Origin of the sequence: Glycocaulis albus, from assembly GCF_014639075.1 — a bacterium.
GTDB classification, from domain to species: Bacteria; Pseudomonadota; Alphaproteobacteria; order Caulobacterales; family Maricaulaceae; genus Glycocaulis; species Glycocaulis albus.
Genome location: NZ_BMFS01000001.1, coordinates 1 through 20,656 on the forward strand (window position 1 = coordinate 1; position 20,656 = coordinate 20,656).

Genomic DNA, 20,656 nt, shown 5'->3' on the forward strand with positions numbered 1-20,656 from the left:
TCCCTTCAAGGAGCTTGAATCACGACCCAGCTGATTTGGGAATCCCGTTTATGGGTACAGAACCTAGCGGCGGGATCAGCTTCAACTGTACCGGCTCGATGATCAATCCGCGCACCGTGATCAGCGCAGCGCACTGCTTCAACTCCAATCCGAACGAGATCTACGGTTTCCAGAGCGGCCCGTTGACCCCGATCATCGCTTTTGGACCCGACACGCTGGCCTCCGGCGGACCGCTGTTCAACTGGATCGGTACAGGCAATCAGTTCATTGATGACCGCAACGGCCTGACCTTTGCGCTGAACGTGATGACGCCGGAGGACGGCGCGTTCGGCGGCGATCCCTTCCCCGCGGCCGATGTCGCCATGCTGACCACATTCGATCCGCTCTTCACCCTGCCGACCTATGGCATGCTGTTCAGCCCGATCCCGGAAGACGTGCTCAATGAAGGCGTGCACGTCAACATGATCGGTTACGGCTCGTTCAATCCCGGGTCTGACAATTCGCTGCAGGATATCAATGGCCGCCGCCGGGCCGGCGAAAACATGTTGGGCTTCCTGGGCAATTTCAACCAGTTCTTCAGCGCACTGGGGCAGCAGGACAATTCCTTTCCGGGTGGCAGCAACACGCAGATGATGTACTGGATCGATTTTGATCAGCCAGACCGGACCGGCGAGTGCGGCCGCGAGAACGCGTTCGGGTTCACCAATTCTGTCGTCTGTTCGGACTGGGACGGCTTCAGCGGCGCGCTGGTCGACGGCGACACGTTTCTGCTCCCGGGCCCGTCGCTGGACATCTTCCCTGGCGATGCGCTGCCCAATGAGGTGGGTACTGCGGGCGGCGATTCCGGTGGCCCGCTCATGGCCATGAATATCTTCTCCAACCCGCTTATCCTCGGCGTTCTGTCGGGCGGCTTTGTCGATGGTTCCCTGCAGGCTGCGGGGCAGGATTATGGCGGGGTCAGCTATTATAACCCGCTCTACGCCTATGCGAACTGGATTGCGGAGAACAATCCCTACAAATACGTCACCAATAGCGGTGGCGGGGACTGGTTTGACGAGACGATCTGGGTGCAGGCGATCGATCCGAACTATTTCGTTTATCAGGACGGCGAGATCGTAAACGGTCTGCCTGACGGGCCTGATCTGGAAACGGGTACCGGTACGCCCTGGGGCGTGGTGTTTGACACCGATGTTGCCGATTTCGCGCCGGCCGGGTCAGCGGCGGCCTCCGCAGGCGCTCCGGCCGGTCTGTCGATTACCACCGATTACGCGGCGGACGGGCTGATTGTCACCGTTGGCGGCGACGTGCAACGCGGCACGCCCGGCTCTGGCGACGCTGCCAACGCGGCCGAAGCGCCTGAAGCTGTCGATGATGGCGAGATGACCACCCAGAATACCGGGCCGGGCTCCACAGGCTTTGTGCCGGAGAATTTCTACGGTGATCAAGGTGTGGAGGCTCCGCGCTTCTATGACGTGACGCTGGCTGCAGACGGCGATGTCACCCTTTCAGGTGCGTTTGTGGAAATTGACCGCCTGACCCTTGCCGGTTCTGGTGCCGGGCTCACCATTGCCGCTGACGCCGATATGTGGAGCCTGATCTCGACCGAGCTCTTCGCCGGTACGCTGACCGTCAATGGCGGTTTCATCACCCGCGAACTGGTGAACTGGGGCGGGGTAGTCCGCGGTACAGGCGTAATTGACCTGTTTGACCCCAACTTCCTGTTTGGCAATGGCCAGCTCATGTCGGGCGCATTCTTCAACGTCGCCGGCATCGTCAATCCGGGTCTGGCCAGCGCTGGCGGCCTTCTGGTCAATGGTGACTATATCCAGACATCAGGCGGGATGTTCGTCGTCGACTGGAATGCCAGCACGAACAGCCTTCTGCTGGTGGACGGGGACGTATCGCTGGCTGGCGGCGTAGCGGTGAACCCGGTAGATGGTTACGTGCCGCAGTTCGGCGACCGCCGCACCGTGCTGGAATATTCCGGCGATCTGGTCGGCGAGTTTGACGGCGTGATGGACCTGCCGGGCGTGCTTTTCGCGACGCCGGTTTATGGCGCCGGACAGGTAGAGCTGGTGCTGGATGCGGAAGATTTCACCAGTTTCGCGAATTTCACGAACCCGTCCCAGACCGCTCTGGGCAATCGTCTCGACGAGCTGCGCGGCAACCCGCAGGCCGGTCCGGTAGCCCAGCTCTACCAGATCATCGACCTGTTGCCGAACGGCCCTCTGGAAGACGCGTTTGAAAACCTCGTTCCGCATGAGGGCTTCCAGTTCCGCCGGGCGCTGAGCGGTCATAGCGACCTGCTCGGTGATGCCTTGCGCGGACGCATGCTGCAGGGTGCGCCGGCGGGCACGCCGACCGGCGGCGGCCAGACCATGTTCAACCTGATGGGGTCTGAAGCCTCCGCGGGGATGAGCGGCATGGCGATTGCCGATGCCATGCGCATGAACGGGTCTGCCATGCAGGACGAGGCGCAGGATCTGGGCAATGGGTTCGAGGTATTCTTTGCGGGCGGTCTGGTGGACGGGTCAGCGCCCACCACGTCCAGCTCGGCCAATGCCTCGACCGAAGGCGGTTTCGCCATGGCCGGCGTTGATTACGGCCGGTCCGTCGGCTGGCGGTTTGGCGGTGCGATCGGTTTTGCCACCTCGGAAAGCGAGCAGGTGCTCGCCGGTGGCGGCTCGGCGTCAAGCCGCGTGGAGAGTGTGCAGGTGACCGGTTATGCGGCCTATCGCAGCGACACGATCCAGGCCCTGCTGGCGGCGAGCTATGGTGACCATACCGCCCGGGCGGGCCGCACCGCTGTTGTCGGCGGCGTGTCCCTGCCGGTATCGGGTTCGCTGGGCGCGACCAGCTATGACCTGACGGCCCAGATCGGGTATACGGTCACCAATGGCGCGCTGCGCGCAACGCCGGTTGCCGGTATCACCTGGCAGCGCATCGAGATGGATGCCGGCAGCATGGCCGGCTCGCCCGCGGCCTTCGACCTGACGAGCTATACCGACTCCTTCACGACCGCGCGTGCCGGTCTGGATGTCGGCTATATCTTCTCCGGTCCGGGCTACACGTTCGAGCCGCGCGCCTATGCCGGATATGCCAACCGGCTGAGCGATGAGAGCGAAACCATTAGCGGTGACTTTGCCGGAACGCCGGGCAGCCAGGGCTTTGTGCTTGCCAGCGGGCTGGACGCGGAAAACGAGTGGTTCGAGCTCTCGGTTGGGGGCATTGCCCGCATGGATAACGGGATTGACCTCTCTGTCTCTTACGAGACGCGGGCGGGCAATGACCGTATCCGCGATGTCGATGTCTTCATGCTGGGCCTGCGCACCCGCTTCTAGGGCGCTCAGATTGCAAACAGGAAGGCCGCCCCGGATCATCGGGGCGGCCTTTTTGCTACGCGCAGGTATAAAGTCTAGCGGTTGCGCTCCACACGCACACGCACACCATTGGTCATGGCGCCAGCCCATGCGGCGCCTGCATTTTCGCGCTGGCCGGCAAACAGCGTGTCTCCGGCCCCGTCGACAAAGACAAGGCGCCCGCCATCATCTTCCTCAAATTGCCAGAACATGGTCTCGGCAATCGCGAGCTCGCAGTCCGGTGACACGGCCGCGAGGCCGGCAGCGCCCCTCATCAGAGCCATGGCACCGTCCGGGCGGCGTGCCGGGGGCATCAGCACCAGGGCGCATTGCGTGCCGTTCTCGGCCGTAGCGGTATAATTGCCGGCAATGGAGGCGGCTTGCGGCGTCTGGGCGGCAAGCAGGAGGGCGACAATCAAGCTCATTACGGCCAAATCCCTTGCTGGAGCGGTATCGGCTCACAGCCTAGCGCCGGATTGGCGCGGCGTCGCCCCCCGCTGACGGGCCGGCTACATGGAGCGCTGGCTGACGCGTTTTGACACCTCGGCGGCGCTTTCCTTGCGTTCGCTATAGCGGTCCACGAGATAGTCCGCGCAATCGCGCGTCAACAGGGTGAATTTCACCAGCTCCTCCATGACATCGACGATACGGTCATAGAGGGAGGAGGGTTTCATCCGGTCATGCTCGTCAAACTCCAGCCAGGCTTTGGGGACCGATGACTGGTTGGGAATGGTGATGAGGCGCATCCAGCGCCCCAGCACGCGCAGCTGGTTGACCGTGTTGAAGCTCTGCGACCCGCCCGAGACCTGCATCACGGCCAGCGTCTTGCCCTGCGTAGGGCGCACCCCGCCGAGCGCCAGCGGAATCCAGTCGATCTGGGCCTTCATGATCCCGGTCATGGCGCCATGGCGCTCGGGAGAGCACCACACCATGCCTTCAGACCACATCACCAGACCGCGCAGTTCGGCGACCTTGGGATGCGCCACATCCGCATCGTCCGGCAGAGGCAGGCCGGACGGGTTGTAGATGCGGGTTTCTGCGCCAAGGCGTTCCAGTATTCGGGCGGCTTCTTCGGTGGCCATGCGGCTGAAGGAGCGTTCCCTCACTGAGCCATAGAGCAGCAGGATGCGTGGCCTGTGCGTGGCCCGCGTGGCGGGGAAGAGCTGCTCTGGCTCCACATCGCGGTAGCAGTCCTCGTCGAGATGGGGCGTGGTGAGATCAAGGCTCATCAGGGCTGCTCCGCAGGGAATTTCGCGCGCGTCCGGTTGGCGAGCGCGACCAGCGACAACATCACCGGGACCTCCACCAGCACGCCCACTACCGTTGCCAGTGCTGCGCCGGAATTGAGCCCAAAGAGCCCGATGGCGACGGCGACGGCCAGTTCAAAGAAGTTCGAAGTGCCGATCAGCGCGCAGGGCGCAGCGACATTGTGCGGCACTTTCCACAGGTAAGCCGCGCCATAGGCGACACCGAAAATCGCGTAGGACTGGATGATGATCGGCACCGCGATCATGGCGATCACCAGCGGCTGGGACAGGATCGTACCGCCCTGGAAGCCGAAGAGCAGCACGACAGTGGCGATGAGGGCCGAGATCGAGACCGGCTTGATGCTTGCGTTGAAGCCGTCGAGGCGCGCCATGCCGCCGGAACGGATGAGCCAGCGGCGCACAGCAATGCCAGCGATGAGCGGGATCACCACATAGAGCCCGACCGAGAGGAGCAGCGTCTCCCAAGGCACCGAAATGGAGGTGACGCCCAGCAGCAGCGCCACGATGGGCGCAAAGGCCACTACCATGATGGCGTCATTCACCGAGACCTGAACAAGCGTGTAGGCCGGATCGCCCCGTGTGAGCTGCGACCAGACGAAAACCATCGCCGTGCAGGGTGCGGCGCCCAGAATGATGAGGCCTGCAATATATTGCTCGGCGTTTTCCGGCGCGATGAAGCGGGCGAACACGCCTTCAAAGAAGATCACCGCCAGCAGGGCCATGGTGAAGGGCTTGATCAGCCAGTTCACGGCGAGGGTGATGATGAGGCCCTTGGGCTTCTCGCCCACGCGGGCCAGCGCGCCGAAATCGGCATTCACCATCATCGGGAAGACCATCGCCCAGATGAGGATGGCCACTGCCAGATTGACCGAGGCGTATTCCAGGCCTGCCAGAAAGCCGAACACGCCAGGTACCAGCGCCCCCAGGCCTATTCCGGCGATGATGGCGAGGCCCACCCAGACCGAGAGCCATTTCTCGAACGGGCCGATGCCGGCAGGCGCGGCGTCGTTTGCAGTACTCATAGGCCTGTCCTTCAGGGTTGGAAATCGGGGATGGGCGCGCCTGCATGGGCTGCTTTCAGGGCGGCTTTCAGAACGGCTGGATCAGACAGATCACCGTCAAATGCCAACACCGCCTCGATACGCGCTTTCAGCGCCTGAAAAACCTGCTCGAAGGCCTCGCGGCAGGCCGCGTCCGGCGTGACATAGGCGGGGTCGGGCAGGCCCCAATGCACCTGTACCGGCGCGCCTGGCCAGATCGGGCAGGCCTCGCTGGCGGCCGAATCGCACACCGTGATGACGCCGTGGATTCCGGGCGCACCGGCTTCGGCAAATACGTCCCAGCTTTTCGAACTCAAGCCCTCAATTGGGAGGCCATGACGGGCGAGCGTTTCCAGCGCTATCCGATGCGGCTCACCCTTTGGCTTTGACCCGGCAGAGACGGCTGTGACCACCCCCTTGCCTAGCGCACTGAACAGCGCCTCGCCGAGGATGGAGCGGGCCGAATTGCCGGTACACAGGACGAGGATGCGGATCATGGGCGGCCTCTGGAGCGCGTGCTTGTCCGATCTCTAGCCTTGACATTTCAATATTTCAAGAAGTATTGAAATGAAATGTCAGATCGACCCGAACTTGCCGAGGCGCAAGCCTGTGCGCAGCTCTCCGCCCTCGCTCATGAGGGCAGGTTGCGGATATTCCGCGCACTCGTCTCTGCAGGCCCCAAGGGGCTCGCCGCAGGCGTGCTGGCAGACAAGGTCGAGATCAGCCCCAGCAATCTGTCGGCTCATCTGGCAGTGCTGACTACGGCTGGCCTCGCACAGGTCACGAAAGCCGGACGCCAGCGCATCTATGCGGCTGATCTGGCAGCAACCGCGGAACTGGTCAGCTTTCTGGTCGCCGATTGCTGCGGCGGTGATCCGGATCTGTGCCGCGATGTCACGGCGAAGCTCGCGGTATCGGCGCTAAGGGCTTGCAACTGACGCCCGCCCGTTTGAACTAGGGGCGATGAACCAATATCCCGCTGACCTTTATCCCGTTCCGCCCGCGCCGCCACAGTCGGCCAAAGAGCTTGTTGATCAGCTGATTGACGAGCGTGCGCCGCGTCTTCGCAAGCACCCGCGCCTGTGGAATGTGGTCCGGCCCACGGCCGGTGCGCTGATGGGCTATCGCGAAGCGATCCGTATGGTGGAGATCGTCCGGCCGATGCGGGCACGCGAGGCGTTCGACTGGGCCACGCAGTATCTGGAGCTGACCGTAAACGCGCACGGGCTTGACGCCATTCCCGATACAGGACCATGCGTGATTATCGGCAACCATCCCGGCGGCATCGCTGACGGCATTGCGCTCTGGCAGGCCATCCGCGAAAAGCGCCCTGATCTTTGCTTTCTGGCCAACCGGGATGCGCTGCGTGTCTGTCCGGGTCTTGAAGACATGCTGATCCCGGTAGAGTGGCGCAAGAATGCACGCAGCCGGGCCAATGCGCGCGATACGCTTCGAGGCTCCATGGAAGCACTCAATCAGGGCCGCTGCCTTGCCATATTTCCGTCGGGCCGCATGGCGCGCTGGCGCTGGAAACGCTGGGGGCTGGTGGAGGAGCCGTGGGCGCCAACGGCGATCTCGCTGGCCCGGCGCTTCAATACCCCGGTGGTGACGCTCGGCGTGCGCCAGTCCATGCCCGTCGCCTTCTATGCGCTGGACCAGATCCATGAGGAGCTGCGCGATATCACGCTGTTTCACGGGCTGATGCGCCAGCGCGGCAAGACCTATCGCTTGCGCTTTTCCGATCCGGTACCCGCCCGCGAGATACCGGGCAGCGAAGCGGAAGCCACCGCCACGATACTGGCACAGGCCGAACAGCTCGCCTGGGGGCGGTAAGAAAAACCCCGGCGGACCGCTCCGCCGGGGCTTTTCATGCGCAAAAGGCGAAACGCCTAGTAGCGGTAATGCTCGGCCTTGAACGGGCCTTTCTGTTCGACGCCGATATAGTCAGCCTGCTCAGGTGACAGCTTGGAGAGCTTCGCACCCAGCTTGTCCAGATGCAGTGCTGCGACTTTCTCGTCGAGGTGCTTGGGCAGGATATAGACATCGTTCTTGTACTGGTCGCCGCGCGTCCACAGCTCGATCTGGGCCAGCACCTGATTGGTGAAGCTGGCGCTCATCACGAAGCTCGGGTGGCCGTTCGCATTGCCCAGATTCACAAGGCGGCCTTCGGACAGGAGGATGATCTTGTGGCCTTCGGGGAACTCGATCAGATCGACCTGCGGCTTCACATTGGTCCACTGGAAATTGCGCAGCGCCTCGACCTGAATCTCGTTATCGAAATGGCCGATATTGCACACGATGGCCATGTTTTTCATGGCGCGCATATGGTCGACCGTGACGACATCCTTGTTGCCGGTCGCGGTAACGACGATGTCCACCTCGCCGATCACGTCTTCCAGCCGGACCACCGCAAAGCCGTCCATGGCGGCCTGCAGGGCGCAGATCGGATCGATCTCGGTCACCGAAACGCGGCAGCCTGCCTGCGCCAGCGATTCAGCCGAGCCCTTGCCGACATCGCCATAGCCGCACACAACGGCGGTCTTGCCGGCCATCATCACGTCGGTGCCGCGCCGGATGGCGTCGACCAGGCTCTCGCGGCAGCCATAGCGGTTGTCGAATTTCGACTTGGTCACGCTGTCATTGACGTTGATCGCCGGGAAGGCCAGCTCGCCGCGCTTGGCCATCTGGTAGAGGCGCATGACGCCCGTGGTGGTTTCTTCTGACACACCCTTGATATTGGCCTTGGCCTTGGCGAACCAGCCGGGGCTGGCCTTGATGCGGCGGCGGATAGCGTCAAACAGCCAGCGCTCTTCTTCCGATTTCGGTTCGCCGAGTACGGACGGGTCCTTTTCCGCCTTCTCGCCAAGCTGGAGATACATGGTGGCATCGCCGCCATCATCCAGGATCATGTTGGCGGTTTCACCATCCGGCCAGTGGAAGATGGCGTCGGCATAATCCCAGTATTCCTTCAGCGACTCGCCCTTCACGGCGAAGACCGGCACGCCGGTCTCCGCGATGGCCGCAGCGGCATGGTCCTGGGTGGAGAAGATGTTGCACGAGGCCCAGCGCACGTCGGCGCCAAGGGCGGTCAGCGTCTCGATCAGCACGGCGGTCTGCACGGTCATGTGCAGCGAACCGGCGATGCGTGCGCCTTTCAGGGGTTTGGATTTCCCGAACTCCTCGCGCAGCGCCATCAGCCCCGGCATCTCGATCTCGGCCATGTCCAGCTCGATCCGGCCCCAGCGGGCCAGGGAGAGGTCCTTGACGAGATAGTCTTTGCCATCGGGCGTGTTGAACAGCAGGGTCATGGATGATCCTTCTTTTCGCGGAGTTCTAAGCGGGAGTGCTTGATCAGCGCGGTGTATAGCCCCCGCGCGGGTACAGCGCAAACGCTGCACTGCCTGCTGTCACGGCTCTGACACAGGGAATTTGCAAACAAGAGGTTAAACCGGCCCGTTTTTTGTATACACTCTCTTAACGAGGGGCGTCTGTGCCATTGGCTTACAGCCGTGACGAGCACGAACATGGCGCGTGATGAGGGGAATACCAGGCATGGCGATACTGCCGACAGCTCACGCTACCCAGCGCTTTGGCAGCCGGGCGATCGATTTCTACGTGGCACCAGGACAGGTTATCGGATCGGATCCGCGCGCCCGCGCAGACGAGCGGCGCATCCAGGATCTCGATGGCGAACGTCATCCGGTCCGGATCGGCAAGCGCGACTTTGCGCTTGATGCCGGGGACTATGCCGCCGTGATACGCATGCAACCCGGTCCGAAACGGCGCTCAAGCCCGGTTGCGGTGGTCAATTACCGTACCGGCAGCTGGACGCGCACCAGCCAGGACAATACCCGCGTCCTGTCGCGTGCCGGAGTGTCGCGTAACGCCAACTGGCTGCTGACCCTTCTGGCGCTGACCCTTCTGGCGCTGATCATTGTATGGCCGCAAATGCTGACCCTGCTTGGCCTGTTTGCACCCGGACTTGCCGCCGGCCTTCCCTCGTTTGACGTGTTTTCAGCGCTTGTGGCTATCCAGCCCGGGCTGGCTGATGCGCGGCTTGCCGGTTCGGTACCGGCGGTCTCGGACATTATCGCGGAACTCGCGCCCCAATTGTCAGGGTTTGAAGGGGCTGTGATCTTTGCCGGCATTACGCTCGCCGGCGCCCTTCTGGCACTGGGTGCGCGCTCCTGGCGCTTTGCGTGGGTGCCGGTTTTCCTGATCATCACGCTGGCTGGCGCGGTGGCCATTGGCGGACCCGAGACGGCAGCCATTCCGGCCCTTCTGGCGCTGGCTGGCAGTGCAGCCCTGTTTATTGTGGCCGGGATCATCAATCGCTGGCGTGATGCGGCACGGCTGGAGGCGCGTATCGCCCGGCTGGCTGACCATGTCCTGCGTCATCCGCCGCAGGAGATGGTGACCCGCCGCGAAATGCCTGCCGGGTTTACCGAAACGGCTGGCGATACCGGTATAGACGCGGCGGACGAGGGCCAGGATGACCGGGCAGATATGCCGGCCGCCCCTGTGGCGGCAGCGGCTGCGGCGGCTGCCAGCATCTCCAGTGCTGATGGCACGCAAGAGGCTGCGCTGGCTGCCACACCGGCAGAGACCGCCCCGGATGCGGACGATCACGCCGAAGCCGGACCGGCCATCACGGCCGGCCCGGACGACGGGGCACAACCGGTCTCGCTTGAGGCAGGCGAGGCGGCCGGAGCGGAGACGCAAGCCGGGCACGATCCGCGTGCCGAAGCCCGGTCCATGGACATCCCCCCGCCGCCGCCCATGCCCTCTGAGGCTGTCTCTGGTGATACGGGGGCTGAGCGCGTGAACCGGGATGCCGAAACCACCGAGGCCGGGGCTGGCGCCCTTACCGGGCCGGTGGTCACTGATACCGAGACGCTGCAGCCTGATGCGCCCGTCGAGACGGCGGGCATCGTATCGCCTGACTCCGGTAATGCCGCTGCTTCGCTGGAAAGCGATGCGTCCGAGGATGCTTCACTGGCGGCAGGCGATGCGTTTGGCGGTCAGGAAGACCCCGCTGCCGCTGCTGTTGACGGCGATCCGGAAGACGCGGTCACGGGCGGTGAGGATGCCGGCAAGCCACGCGAGGGCTGATCACTCGCCCTCGTCGAACCCGTTTTCGATGAGGGCGCGCAGCGCCTCGATCAGGGCCGTGGCATCGCTGCCATGCGCGGTGAGTGTCAGCCGGGTGCCAGGCCCGGCGCCCAGCATGAGCAGATCCATGATGGAACGGCCATCGGCTTCATCGCCGTCCCGCTCGACCGTGACCGACGCCTGGAATTCCCGGGCCAGGCCGACAAATTTTGCGGCTGCGCGGGCGTGCAGCCCCCGCTTGTTCACAATCATCACCTCGGCCGTGGATGTATTCACGACAGCCCGTCGATCAGGTGGGAGCCAACCGTGATATAGCGCCGGCCCGCGCTGGAGGCATTGGCGGCGAGGTCGGCAAGATTCATGCGGCTACGCGCCTCGGCCAGGGTGATCATCATGGGCAGGTTGGCGCCCGCGATCACTTCGACCTTGCACTTTTCAAGAAGCGACATGGACAGGTTGGACGGCGTGCCGCCGAAAATGTCTGTCACGATAATGACGCCATCGCCGCTGTCTGCGGCCTCCACTGCCGCGCGGATGTCACCGCGGCGCTGCTCCATGTCGTCATCGGCCCCGATCGATACGGGTACGCATGCTGCCAGCCGGCCGACAACATGCTCGGTTGCTGCCACCAGTTCCTGGGCAAGCTGACCGTGGGTGACGATGACAAGGCCGATCATGGAGACTCGAAGAGCGGGGCGGGGCGAAGTGTGACCGCCATGTAACCTTGCATTTCAGATATGTGAAAGGGGCGTCTTGCAAAGAGGCCACAGCCGTGCCTTTCAGGACACGCCCGGGAGCTCAATGACAAAGCGGGCGCCGTGTGCCGGGCTGGCCCGGTTTTCAGCGTGGATCGTGCCGCCATGGGCGGAAATGATCTGACGGGCAATGGCCAGGCCCAGACCGGAATGGGTGCCGAATGCCGCTCCCGCCGGACGCTGGGTGTAGAACCGGTTGAAGATGGTTTCCAGTGCCTCGGATGGAATTCCCGGCCCGTCGTCCTCCACCGTGAGGATGAAGCCTTCACGGGCGTTGGCGTGCTTGCGCTGTATGGCCATACGGACCTTGCCCTCTGGCGGTGAAAAGGTCAGCGCATTGTCGATCAGATTGGTGAAAACACGGCCCAGCGGCTCCTCGCGTGCCGCAATGAAGGCTTCGGTAAGACTGGTCTGGAGTTCAAGCTGGCCGGGCAGGGCGCGCTCGCCATCGATATAGACGCGCACAATGTCGCGGATCAGGCGCACCAGATCGACGGGCGTCACCTGGTCGCGCGCGAGTTCGGCATCCAGCCTCGAGGCATTGGAAATGTCGGTGATCAGCCGGTCAAGGCGCTGCACATCCTTCTGGATGACGCCGACCAGCCGCTCACGCGCCGCATCATCGCGCGCGCGTACCAGAACCTCTGCCGCGGAACGGATGGAGGTGAGCGGGTTCTTGATCTCGTGGGCGACATCGGCGGCGAAGCTTTCGATGGCGTCCAGCCGGTCGTAGAGCGCGTCCGTCATGGCGCGGAAGGCCTGTTCCAGGTCGCCGATCTCGTCGCCCCGGCGCGAGAAATCCGGCAGAGGTACGCGCCTGCCGCCGGCCAGCTGGACGCTGCGCGCTGCGTCCGACAGGCGCTTTACCGGGCCGGCGATGCGCAGGGCCAGCAACGCGCCGAACGCGACAATGATCAGCGCGGCAAAACCGAGATAGGGCAGGATGGCGACCCGGTCAGCGGCAATCAGTGCGTCGTAATCATAGGATTCATAGGTGACAGAGCCGACAATGGTCTGGACCGGCGCGATCGCCAGCGTGACCGAGACGACCCGCTCGCCATAGCGCCCGCGCCGGACACCGGCCACGGCCTCGCCGGTTGTCTGGGCGAGCGCGATTTCCTCGCCCAGCGAGCGTTCGCGGGTCTGGCGCTCCTCGGACGACAGGAAGAAACCGCCAACAAAATCGCGCATGGCCCGCCACAGGCCGGTGAAAAAGCCTTCCACATCGCGCTGGCCCGGTGGAGGCAGGAGCTCGACGCTGACCCGCCCGGCGCTGAGATAGCTGTCGGCGGCGAGGCGCCCTTCCGGGCCGTGGATCATGGCGCGTGTGCCCTCCGGCACATAAAGCCGGGCCAGCACTTCGGCTGCGATGCGGGCATTGAGGACCGGTTCGGGCGAGCCTTCCACCGCCGTTTCGGTGATGACATTGCGGATAATGTCGGCCTGCTGGGTGAGCGAGTCGACCTTGGCGTCGATCAGGCCGGTGCGGTTCTCGATCAGGGCCAGCGTGCCCAGCGCCAGCAGTCCCAGCGCGAACAGGTTGGCAACAAGAATGCTGGCGGCCAGCCGTGAAAACAGGGCCTGGCGGAGCGTGGAGGGAAGCGCTGCAAGCCGCCTCCAGAGGCGGCGCGGCTCACGCTTCCTTGTAGCGGTATCCGACGCCATAAAGGGTCTCGATCCCGTCAAAGCTGTCGTCGACGACGCGGAATTTCTTGCGGATGCGTTTTATGTGGCTGTCGATCGTGCGGTCATCAACATAGACCTGGTCGTCATAGGCCGCGTCCATCAGGTTGTCGCGGCTCTTCACATAGCCCGGCCGGTTGGCCAATGCCTGCAGGATGAGGAATTCCGTCACGGTCAGGCGCACCGGTTTGCCGTTCCACAGGCAGGCATGACGATTGGGGTCCAGCGTGAGCGATCCGCGCACCAGCGCCTTCTGGTCGCTTTCCCCGGCCGGCAGGTCGGCGTCATCGGGCTGGGCCCGGCGCAGGACCGCCTTGATCCGCTTGGCCAGAAGCTGGTGAGAGAAGGGCTTGGCGATATAGTCATCGGCTCCCAGATCAAGTCCCAGCGCCTCGTCAAATTCCCCGTCCTTGGAGGTGAGGAAGATCACCGGCAGGTTGGAACTCTGGCGTACCCGGCGGAGCAGTTCCAGCCCGTCCATACGCGGCATCTTGATGTCGAAAATGGCCAGATCGGGCGGATTGTCGGCCAGTACGCCCAAGGCTTCGACCCCGTCGGTGAAGGTCTGCACCTGATAGCCTTCACCCTCGAGGAAGAGGGAGACGGAGGTGAGAATATTCTCGTCATCATCGACAAGGGCGATCTGGGCCATGCGCATATTGATCCTCTGATCAGGGCAAGTCACTGCAAACCTACAGCGCTGCCCGCCCGGAGCAAGGGGGTTGGGCGAGGCGCATGGTTACGAGCGGTTAAGCATAACACGCCAGTGTGGCAAGCGGCGGGGCAATAACAAGGGCGCAGGCTGGTTCCATGGCCAATGGAAAAGTCCATTTCGAGGTCTTCCTGAAGAAGCATCCCAAGGCTGAATGGGTGCTGGTGGAAGCTCTCAACGAGCGCTCGGATGCCATTACCCTGGCCGACCGGCTGGTCGCGAAGATGCCACGTGGCTCGGCCCGTGTCGCGCGCGAAACCTGGAATGATGCCAGCGGCACGTTCAGCTCTGTCACCATTCACGAGGTGGGCGCTGAACGCTTCAGCGTGCCCAAGGAGAAAACCGGAGAGGCTACGCTGCCCTGCGTGACGCCGGAGGATCTGGCCGGACCGGCTGCCCGTGACACGGTGCGGCGCGTTCTTGCGCCCTGGCTGGAGCGCCAGGAAATCTGCCCGCTGGAACTGCTCTACCGGCCAGACATGGCCGAAGCGCTGGATGCGTGCGAAAGCGATCTGCAACATGCCATCCAGAAGGTGGCGATTGCCCGGTCGCAAAACTCCGATGCCTCGGTTCACGCCTATGTCCGGCTTCTGACCGAGCTGGTCCAGCGGGCTATTGAAAAGGCGCGTAAAGATGCCAAGCGCAAGGCCCAGGACCCGAAGAATGCCAGCTTCCGGGAGCTGACCGAGAAAATCCACGCCGAGGGCAGTGCGGAAACCCGCCTGCGCCGCGCCATTGCCGAGCGGCTGGCCAATGCATCGGGCATGGCCCGCAAGGCGGAGATGCTGCTCGATTTCCACGACGACCTGCCCGAGGATCCCGAAGCGCGTGCCTTCGCTGCCAGGGAGGCTGACGCCTTTCTCGCCGAAATGCTGTCCTTTGACCGTGCGCTGAACCAGATTATCGGCCAGAGCCGCGATCTTGGCAGCCATGTGGAACGCCTCACCAGCGTGTTTGCCGGGGCGCAGACCCATCCCAGCATGAACGGTGCGCCCGGCAATGCGCGCCGGCTCGCCTCAAAGTTCGAGGCCAGACAATTGCCCGACAGCAAGGGCGAGATTGCCCGGCGCGTGCTTGATGCGCTGCGCCAGCCCAAGCGGTTCAAGCCTGACAATGTGCTCGAGGAGATCGCGCTGTCGCGCTCGCTTGCCCAGCGGCTGATCGCAGCGTCCGGCGACCATCTCAATCCGCAGGCTCTGGTGGAGGCCTTCACCGTGCGCTCGGCGCGGCTCCTGTCACCGGAATCGATCGAGGAAGCCCTTAAGAACGTGCCGACACCTGCTGACGAGGTCGCCCGGCTATTATCGATGGAAGACAATCTGGTTGGCGAACAGAACAAGGTGAAGCTGGCCGCTTACGTGCGCGCAAAGCTGTCGTCGCAGAAAATGGTGAGCTGGTTTGTAAAAGGGCCCGGCCAGCCGTTCGAGCGGCTGGCCACGCTCACCTCGCTGCAGAAGCGTGCGATCAAGGGCACGTTCCCGGAAGCGGCCAAGCTGGAGATGAGCGACGCGTTCGACCAGCTGGGTACTGCCATCATTCATGACAATCAGCTGTTTGAACGTATCACCGCGTCAAACCTGCCCGCCCTTGACCGGGCTGCCGGTCTCTTGCGGCTCGCTGCGCAGGATATCCTGCCGCTCGGGCGCTGCCAGCAGGACGCGCAGGCGCGCGCCATGCGTCTCCTGTCGTCCGAAATGGGACGGGCCGAAGCGCGTGCCGACAACGGTCCTGCCAAGCTGCAGGAATTGCAGGGCCTGCTGGCCAGCATCCAGCCGGCACCCCGGCCGGCGAAGACCGAGGCGGCAGGCGACACCCAGCCTGTTGCGGCCGAGGATCAGGCCTAATGCCCGTTATTATGACGGAGTTTGCTACTCGCCGCCGGCCTGGACGACCGAGCCTGCGATTTCCAGCAAAGTGCTGACCGATGTGGACAGGGCGCCCAGCGTGGTGCCGCCATTGAGCACATCATAGCGTGAGAACACGACACTATCGCCTTCCAGCACCACCAGCTTGATGGCGGCATAAGTCTGGTTGACCTGGTTTGCCACCTCCAGCGTGGCGGGCGTATTGGTGAAGACCAGCTCGGTGAGCATGCCCTGGCACTGTCCGTCCTCGCACACCGTTCCCGCAACCAGATAGTTCATGGTGCCGGTGGTGGCGATGAGCAGGGGCTGGCCCTGATCGGTGACGGTTTCATTGGTGATCTCGTGGCCCAGACCGGTCACCAGTGTCCGCAAGCCCTGGGCATCGATGCGCTCGATCACCGGTCCTGTGCCCTGGGCCGCAGCGGGCGCCGCTGCCGCCAGGCAGATCGAGGCGAGCGCCATACCGGCGCGGATAAGCATGGTCATGAATATATCCCTCAAAATCAGATCGCCGCGAAGTGTGCCGTCTCACGCCGGAACTGGCAAATCACACAGCCGGGCGCGTATGTGCCGCCTCGCCGAGGCTGCGCAGGAGTGTCCACGCATAGATGCCGCTATCGTGGCCGTCATCAAAAACAAGGCGGACCGCGTAGCGTCCGACAGGTTCTGCGGCGGTAACCCTGACCTGATCGGCGTGGGGGACGGCGCGCTTCTGGCCAGGGCCATGGCCCTGCACCTCGGCGGACGGGCTTTCACGGCGCAAGAGCGCATACGGGATGTCAAACACGGCGCCGTCGTCAAAACTGACGCGCAGGCGTTTGTGCGATGTCTGGAAGGCGAGGCGAACCGGCCAGGGCGTATGCGGGCGCTCAGCCATCGATGCGGCGGGCTTCTTCAGGCAGCATGACCGGCACGCCTTCGCGTACGGGGTAGGCAAGACCGGCGGCACGCGAGATCAGCTCGCCTGCTTCCCGGTCATACTCCAGCGTCTGGCGGGTGACAGGACAGACAAGGATTTCCAGCAGTTTCGGGTCCACATGGGCCGAGCGGCGCGGATTGGCGGTCTGGCTGTCTTTATCAGTGCTCATGGGCAGGGTGTTTAAGGCAAAGCCGGTATGTCCGGCAAGCCTAATGGAGTCTGCCAGCCGGACCGGATGACGGCCCGCGAGAGGCATGTTCCAGCGCCCCCTCCATGAGCGATGTCAGAAGCTCGCGGCGCACACAGGGTTTGGAGGCCTGCAGCAGCGCCTGCTTGCAGGCGGCATCAAAGGGGGCCGCCATGGCCACCTTGCCGGTAATGGCCGAGAGGGGCGCATGCTCCATGGACGACCAGTCGGCCTCGATCCCCGCGTGCTGGAAAAAGCGCTGCAGAAGGGCGAGGAAGCCGGCCCGGTCGGCGCCCGCCTCGTCGGCTGGCGGTCCCTCGATATCGTGCTCGAACCCGGCATAATCGGCCCGTCCCACGCGGTAAGGGGTCTTCAGCCGCGGCTGGGCGGTCAGGGTGAAGCGCGATACGCCCACCAGCACGATCAGATAGCGCCCGTCACTGGTTTCAGTGTGCTTGGCAATGCGCCCGGCGGTCCCCACGCGCTCCAGATCGGGATGCTCGCGCGGCCCTGTCTCGCGCGGCTGAATAATGCCCAGAAACCCGTTTCCGCTCATGGCGTCGTCGACCATGTTCAGATAGCGCGGCTCGAACACGTTCAGCGGCAGCGCCTCTCCAGGCAGCAGGATGCAGCCACGGATCGGAAAGAGGGGCAGCGTATCCGGCAAGGCGGGGTGTGCGGGCATGAGTCCTTACGAGCCTCCTGGTCGTGCTGGCGCGTTCCCGGTAGACATAGACTTGTGCCGGCCTGCCGCCAGTATTCTAGCTGAACAGGATGGAGGAGAGGCGCTTGCGGCCGGCCCTGGTCAGAGCCGATGTCTGCCCGGCGGCATCAAAGACACGCAGCAATAGCTGGCGGGCTGCGCCGTCATTCCATTCGCGGTCTTCCGCGATGCTGTCGAGAAGCTGGGCGGCGGCACCGTCAAGATCGCCGGCGCCGATCAGGGCGCGGGCCAGATCATAGCGAAGCGCGGCTCCCTTGCCGCCTGCTGCTTCCAGCGCGGCCCGGGAATCAGCCGGATCACCCGCATCCTCGCCCTCGCTGGCCAGCTCCATCGCGGCACGCACGCCGGCGATCGCGCCATCACCGGCCTTGGCAGGCGGTACCTGCGCCAGAACGCCTTCAGCGCCTTCCCGGTCGCCTTGCGACAGGAAGACGCGCGCCATCCCGGCCAGGGCACGGATATTCTCCGGATCGGCTTGCAGGACGGCGGCAAAATCCTGCGCTGCGCCGCCGGCATCACCCTGTGCGAGGGCGTTTTCAGCGCGCTCAAGCACCTCATCAAGCGCGGCCTCGTCGATATCGCCGCTGACACGCTTGATGAAGTCGTTGACCTGGCTTTCGGGAAGCGCGCCCATGAAACCGTCAACGGGCTGGCCGTTCACGAAGGCCAGCACGGCCGGGATGGACTGGATGCGCAGCTGGCCGGCCACTTGCGGGTTCTCGTCGATATTGATCTTGACCAGCTTCACCTTGCCCCCCGCCGCATTGACGGCCTTCTCGATGACCGGGCCCAGCTGGCGGCACGGGCCGCACCAGGGCGCCCAGAAATCCACGAGGACAGGCACCTGTTTTGACACCTCAACCACATCGGCCATGAAATTCTGGTCGGTGGAGTCCTTCACATGGCTGCCGGTGGGGTTGTTTGCCGGATTGCTGGCGGGCTGCTTGCCGAAAATCTGCATGACGGATCCCTGAAAATGCCGGTCCGGGCGGCGGCCCGGACATGTCGATATGTTGCGTTCCTAGGTGGACCGGCCGGGGCCAGACTGCAAGTGGCCGTCACGCCGGAACAGTGAAATCCATGATTTCAGGCTCGCGCCCCAGCGCCGCCAGAAAACGCAAAAGGCCTTCGCGTGATATGGCCGTGGTCGCGTCGTTTTTCAGCGGGTGAAAATTCACTGTCTCATGCGCCATCAGGGCGGCATCGAGAATGAAGCGCACCTTGCGTTGCGGATCATTGATGAGCGCGAATGCCGTCACCGAGCCGGGCGTTACACCCAGCACGTCTTCCAGACGGTCAGCCGATCCAAAGGAGAGCCGTCCGCAGCCCAGCCGCTCATGCAGGCGTTTAAGCTCTATCTGTGTCGAATGTTCCGCCGATATGAGGATCAAATTGCCCTTTTTGTCTTTCAAAAACAGGTTCTTGGTATGGCCGCCCGGCATGTGGGCCTTGATCTGGTCGCTCTCGGCGACCGTGAAGACCGGCGCATGGTCGTACGTGGTGTGGGCAATGCCCAGCGCATCGAGAAAGCTGAACAGACCCTCGCGGGTCACAGGCGGGGCGGGCAAGGGGACAGGCGGGACGGAAGCGTTCATGGCGTTCTTCCTGCCCTGCCCGGCACCGCGAATGCAAGAGATGAAATGAACGCCGCAGTGAAGGCTTGCCAAACCATTCGCGATGCGCGATATACCGCGCCCTCTGGCCTTCGCGGCCAGCCCCGGTAACGCATATGAGCGGGCGTAGCTCAGGGGTAGAGCATCACCTTGCCAAGGTGAGGGTCGTGAGTTCGAATCTCATCGCCCGCTCCATTTGCCGGATCTAAATCCGAAATTTTGATTCTGGCTGGCAGAGCGACACGGATCGTTCAAGCAAGCTATTAAACCTGCTTGTGTGAAGCGGGTATAATTGCGCCGTCAGGGCTTGGGCCCATCGCGCTTTTCCTGGCTGCCCTTACCCGCCTGGCCACTTTCGCGCGGCGCGGCCGGAGCGGGCGGGTCGGAGGCCGGAAAACTTTCTTCCAGTGCCTCGTCCAGCGCCTCCTCATCATCCGGCTTTTGCGGACGGCGCTTCGATGGTGGAACAGGTTTCGGGGTCGGTGCCGGTCTCGGCTTGCGGTCGGTCATGTCAGGCTCCTGTCATCGGTACCTGCCCTTGAAACCCCTCTGACCGGCCTTGTGTTCCGTGGCTGATCCGCCTGCGTGTTGCTGGCGTATAGAAAGCACGGGTCTCCCTTTGAGCGTCCCCAGCCTGCCATCGTGAGACCCGAAGGGCGCTGCCGGACTGTCCTGTCCCCGTCCGGCGGCGCCCGCCTTTGCCTGCCTACCAGTCGAGATCCTCGCCGCTGACATGGAAGAAGCGGCCATTCATGGCCGGATTGGCGCGGGCAATGAGATCGAGCTGGCCTTCCACGCATTCATTCACCGTAAGCGTGCCGCCCGCCCCGCCCATATCGGTCTTCACCCAGCCGGGATGGAAGATGAGCGTGATGATGCCCTTCGCCTTGAGATCGATGCTAAGGGACTTGCCGATGGCGTTCAGCGCGGCCTTCGACATGCGATAGGCATAATAGCCGCCACTGGTATTGTCCGCGATGGAGCCCATGCGGCTCGACTGCAGGGCGATCACCTTGAGCTGGGACTGCGCGACCTGACCGGCAAAGGTTTCCGCCAGCTCCAGAGCGGCAAAAGCGTTCACCTGTGCGATTTCAGCCATGGCGGCATAGTCGGTCTGGCCAAAGCCCTGCTCGCGCGGGCCGAACATGCCCGCATTGGCGAACAGGATGTCGATCGGGCCTTTGACCTGTCCGGCCAGCGCCTTGCCCGCGCCGGGGCGGCCAGCATCGTATTCCAGCATGGACAGGCGTCCGTCGCCGGGGTCGAGCGCCTTGAGGTCCCCGGCCCTGCCGGGATTGCGGCAGGCTGCGCTGACATGCCAGCCGCGCGAGAGCAGGACGCGTGTATGTTCCAGGCCAATGCCACGGTTGGCGCCGGTGATGAGCATGTGAGGCATGGTTCGACAGTCTCCGCAGAAAA

22 protein-coding genes and 1 tRNA gene are annotated in these 20,656 nt (G+C 63.7%); 6 read left to right on the forward strand and 17 right to left on the reverse strand.

Annotated elements, in window-relative coordinates; translation table 11 throughout:
* The first annotated feature begins 50 nt into the window (after positions 1 to 50).
* On the forward strand, positions 51 to 3,341 hold the full coding sequence (locus IEV75_RS00005; protein WP_188450501.1) for an autotransporter family protein: 3,291 nt from the start codon (positions 51 to 53) through the stop codon (positions 3,339 to 3,341).
* Positions 3,342 to 3,415: 74 nt separating this feature from the next.
* On the opposite strand, the gene IEV75_RS00010 is transcribed toward IEV75_RS00005, so the two are convergent.
* The 4 genes from IEV75_RS00010 to IEV75_RS00025 all read right to left on the reverse strand — a co-directional run bounded on the left by IEV75_RS00010 (position 3,416) and on the right by IEV75_RS00025 (position 6,164).
* A complete protein-coding gene (locus IEV75_RS00010) occupies positions 3,416 to 3,784 on the reverse strand; it encodes a hypothetical protein (RefSeq protein ID WP_188450502.1) in 369 nt (122 codons plus the stop codon).
* Positions 3,785 to 3,868: 84 nt separating this feature from the next.
* On the reverse strand, positions 3,869 to 4,588 hold the full coding sequence (arsH, locus tag IEV75_RS00015; RefSeq protein WP_188450503.1) for an arsenical resistance protein ArsH: 720 nt from the start codon (positions 4,586 to 4,588) through the stop codon (positions 3,869 to 3,871).
* Positions 4,588 to 5,649: an ACR3 family arsenite efflux transporter gene (gene arsB, locus IEV75_RS00020; protein ID WP_188450504.1), complete on the reverse strand. Its 1,062-nt coding sequence runs from the start codon at positions 5,647 to 5,649 to the stop codon at positions 4,588 to 4,590. The genes arsH and arsB overlap by 1 nt, the downstream gene beginning before the upstream one ends.
* Before the next feature lie 11 nt (positions 5,650 to 5,660).
* Positions 5,661 to 6,164, reverse strand: a complete 504-nt coding sequence (locus tag IEV75_RS00025) for an arsenate reductase ArsC (RefSeq protein ID WP_188450505.1) — start codon at positions 6,162 to 6,164, stop codon at positions 5,661 to 5,663.
* Positions 6,165 to 6,239: 75 nt separating this feature from the next.
* On the opposite strand from IEV75_RS00025, the gene IEV75_RS00030 reads away from it, so the two are divergent.
* A complete protein-coding gene (locus IEV75_RS00030) occupies positions 6,240 to 6,605 on the forward strand; it encodes an ArsR/SmtB family transcription factor (RefSeq protein WP_188450506.1) in 366 nt (121 codons plus the stop codon).
* Positions 6,606 to 6,630: 25 nt separating this feature from the next.
* Complete coding sequence (locus tag IEV75_RS00035; RefSeq protein WP_188450507.1) at positions 6,631 to 7,500, forward strand: 1-acyl-sn-glycerol-3-phosphate acyltransferase; 870 nt, start codon at positions 6,631 to 6,633, stop codon at positions 7,498 to 7,500.
* Positions 7,501 to 7,556: 56 nt separating this feature from the next.
* On the opposite strand, the gene ahcY is transcribed toward IEV75_RS00035, so the two are convergent.
* The gene (gene ahcY / locus IEV75_RS00040; protein WP_188450508.1) at positions 7,557 to 8,975 is read right to left on the reverse strand and encodes an adenosylhomocysteinase; all 1,419 of its coding nucleotides are present in this window, start codon (positions 8,973 to 8,975) and stop codon (positions 7,557 to 7,559) included.
* Positions 8,976 to 9,219: 244 nt separating this feature from the next.
* On the opposite strand from ahcY, the gene IEV75_RS00045 reads away from it, so the two are divergent.
* Positions 9,220 to 10,779, forward strand: coding sequence for a prolipoprotein diacylglyceryl transferase (locus tag IEV75_RS00045; RefSeq protein WP_188450509.1), 1,560 nt, complete (start codon positions 9,220 to 9,222; stop codon positions 10,777 to 10,779).
* Here IEV75_RS00045 and IEV75_RS00050 read toward each other — a convergent pair whose 3' ends face one another.
* From IEV75_RS00050 to IEV75_RS00065, 4 genes are all read right to left on the reverse strand, one after another.
* Positions 10,780 to 11,055, reverse strand: coding sequence for an HPr family phosphocarrier protein (locus tag IEV75_RS00050; RefSeq protein WP_217978594.1), 276 nt, complete (start codon positions 11,053 to 11,055; stop codon positions 10,780 to 10,782).
* Positions 11,052 to 11,456, reverse strand: coding sequence for a PTS sugar transporter subunit IIA (locus IEV75_RS00055; RefSeq protein ID WP_188450510.1), 405 nt, complete (start codon positions 11,454 to 11,456; stop codon positions 11,052 to 11,054). Before IEV75_RS00055 ends, IEV75_RS00050 begins: the two co-directional genes overlap by 4 nt.
* A 102-nt stretch (positions 11,457 to 11,558) precedes the next feature.
* Positions 11,559 to 13,199, reverse strand: a complete 1,641-nt coding sequence (locus IEV75_RS00060; RefSeq protein WP_188450511.1) for a sensor histidine kinase — start codon at positions 13,197 to 13,199, stop codon at positions 11,559 to 11,561.
* Entirely contained in the window at positions 13,168 to 13,869 is a 702-nt protein-coding gene (locus IEV75_RS00065) for a response regulator transcription factor (protein WP_188450512.1), read from the reverse strand. The genes IEV75_RS00060 and IEV75_RS00065 overlap by 32 nt, the downstream gene beginning before the upstream one ends.
* A gap of 158 nt (positions 13,870 to 14,027) precedes the next feature.
* On the opposite strand from IEV75_RS00065, the gene IEV75_RS00070 reads away from it, so the two are divergent.
* Entirely contained in the window at positions 14,028 to 15,773 is a 1,746-nt protein-coding gene (locus IEV75_RS00070; RefSeq protein WP_188450513.1) for a hypothetical protein, read from the forward strand.
* A 24-nt stretch (positions 15,774 to 15,797) separates the two neighbouring features.
* Here IEV75_RS00070 and IEV75_RS00075 read toward each other — a convergent pair whose 3' ends face one another.
* The 6 genes from IEV75_RS00075 to IEV75_RS00100 all read right to left on the reverse strand — a co-directional run bounded on the left by IEV75_RS00075 (position 15,798) and on the right by IEV75_RS00100 (position 19,219).
* Positions 15,798 to 16,280 carry a YbjN domain-containing protein gene (locus IEV75_RS00075; RefSeq protein ID WP_188450514.1) on the reverse strand — a complete coding sequence of 161 codons (483 nt, stop codon included), beginning with the start codon at positions 16,278 to 16,280 and terminating at the stop codon, positions 15,798 to 15,800.
* 61 nt (positions 16,281 to 16,341) lie between these two features.
* Positions 16,342 to 16,671 (reverse strand): gamma-butyrobetaine hydroxylase family protein, encoded by a 330-nt coding sequence (locus IEV75_RS00080; RefSeq protein WP_188450515.1) that lies wholly within the window; start codon positions 16,669 to 16,671, stop codon positions 16,342 to 16,344.
* Positions 16,664 to 16,882 (reverse strand): Trm112 family protein, encoded by a 219-nt coding sequence (locus tag IEV75_RS00085; RefSeq protein ID WP_188450516.1) that lies wholly within the window; start codon positions 16,880 to 16,882, stop codon positions 16,664 to 16,666. Before IEV75_RS00085 ends, IEV75_RS00080 begins: the two co-directional genes overlap by 8 nt.
* A gap of 40 nt (positions 16,883 to 16,922) precedes the next feature.
* Positions 16,923 to 17,585 carry an LON peptidase substrate-binding domain-containing protein gene (locus IEV75_RS00090; protein WP_188450517.1) on the reverse strand — a complete coding sequence of 221 codons (663 nt, stop codon included), beginning with the start codon at positions 17,583 to 17,585 and terminating at the stop codon, positions 16,923 to 16,925.
* 76 nt (positions 17,586 to 17,661) lie between these two features.
* On the reverse strand, positions 17,662 to 18,585 hold the full coding sequence (gene trxA / locus IEV75_RS00095) for a thioredoxin (RefSeq protein ID WP_188450518.1): 924 nt from the start codon (positions 18,583 to 18,585) through the stop codon (positions 17,662 to 17,664).
* A gap of 97 nt (positions 18,586 to 18,682) precedes the next feature.
* Entirely contained in the window at positions 18,683 to 19,219 is a 537-nt protein-coding gene (locus IEV75_RS00100; RefSeq protein ID WP_188450519.1) for a prolyl-tRNA synthetase associated domain-containing protein, read from the reverse strand.
* Between the two features lie 138 nt (positions 19,220 to 19,357).
* Between IEV75_RS00100 and IEV75_RS00105 the strand changes: the two genes are divergently transcribed.
* Positions 19,358 to 19,432, forward strand: a tRNA-Gly gene (locus IEV75_RS00105).
* Between the two features lie 105 nt (positions 19,433 to 19,537).
* Here the strand turns inward: IEV75_RS00105 and IEV75_RS00110 are convergent.
* Both IEV75_RS00110 and IEV75_RS00115 read right to left on the reverse strand, forming a co-directional pair.
* Positions 19,538 to 19,747: a hypothetical protein gene (locus IEV75_RS00110; protein WP_188450520.1), complete on the reverse strand. Its 210-nt coding sequence runs from the start codon at positions 19,745 to 19,747 to the stop codon at positions 19,538 to 19,540.
* Between the two features lie 196 nt (positions 19,748 to 19,943).
* Positions 19,944 to 20,633 (reverse strand): SDR family oxidoreductase, encoded by a 690-nt coding sequence (locus tag IEV75_RS00115; protein ID WP_188450521.1) that lies wholly within the window; start codon positions 20,631 to 20,633, stop codon positions 19,944 to 19,946.
* Positions 20,634 to 20,656 lie beyond the last annotated feature (23 nt).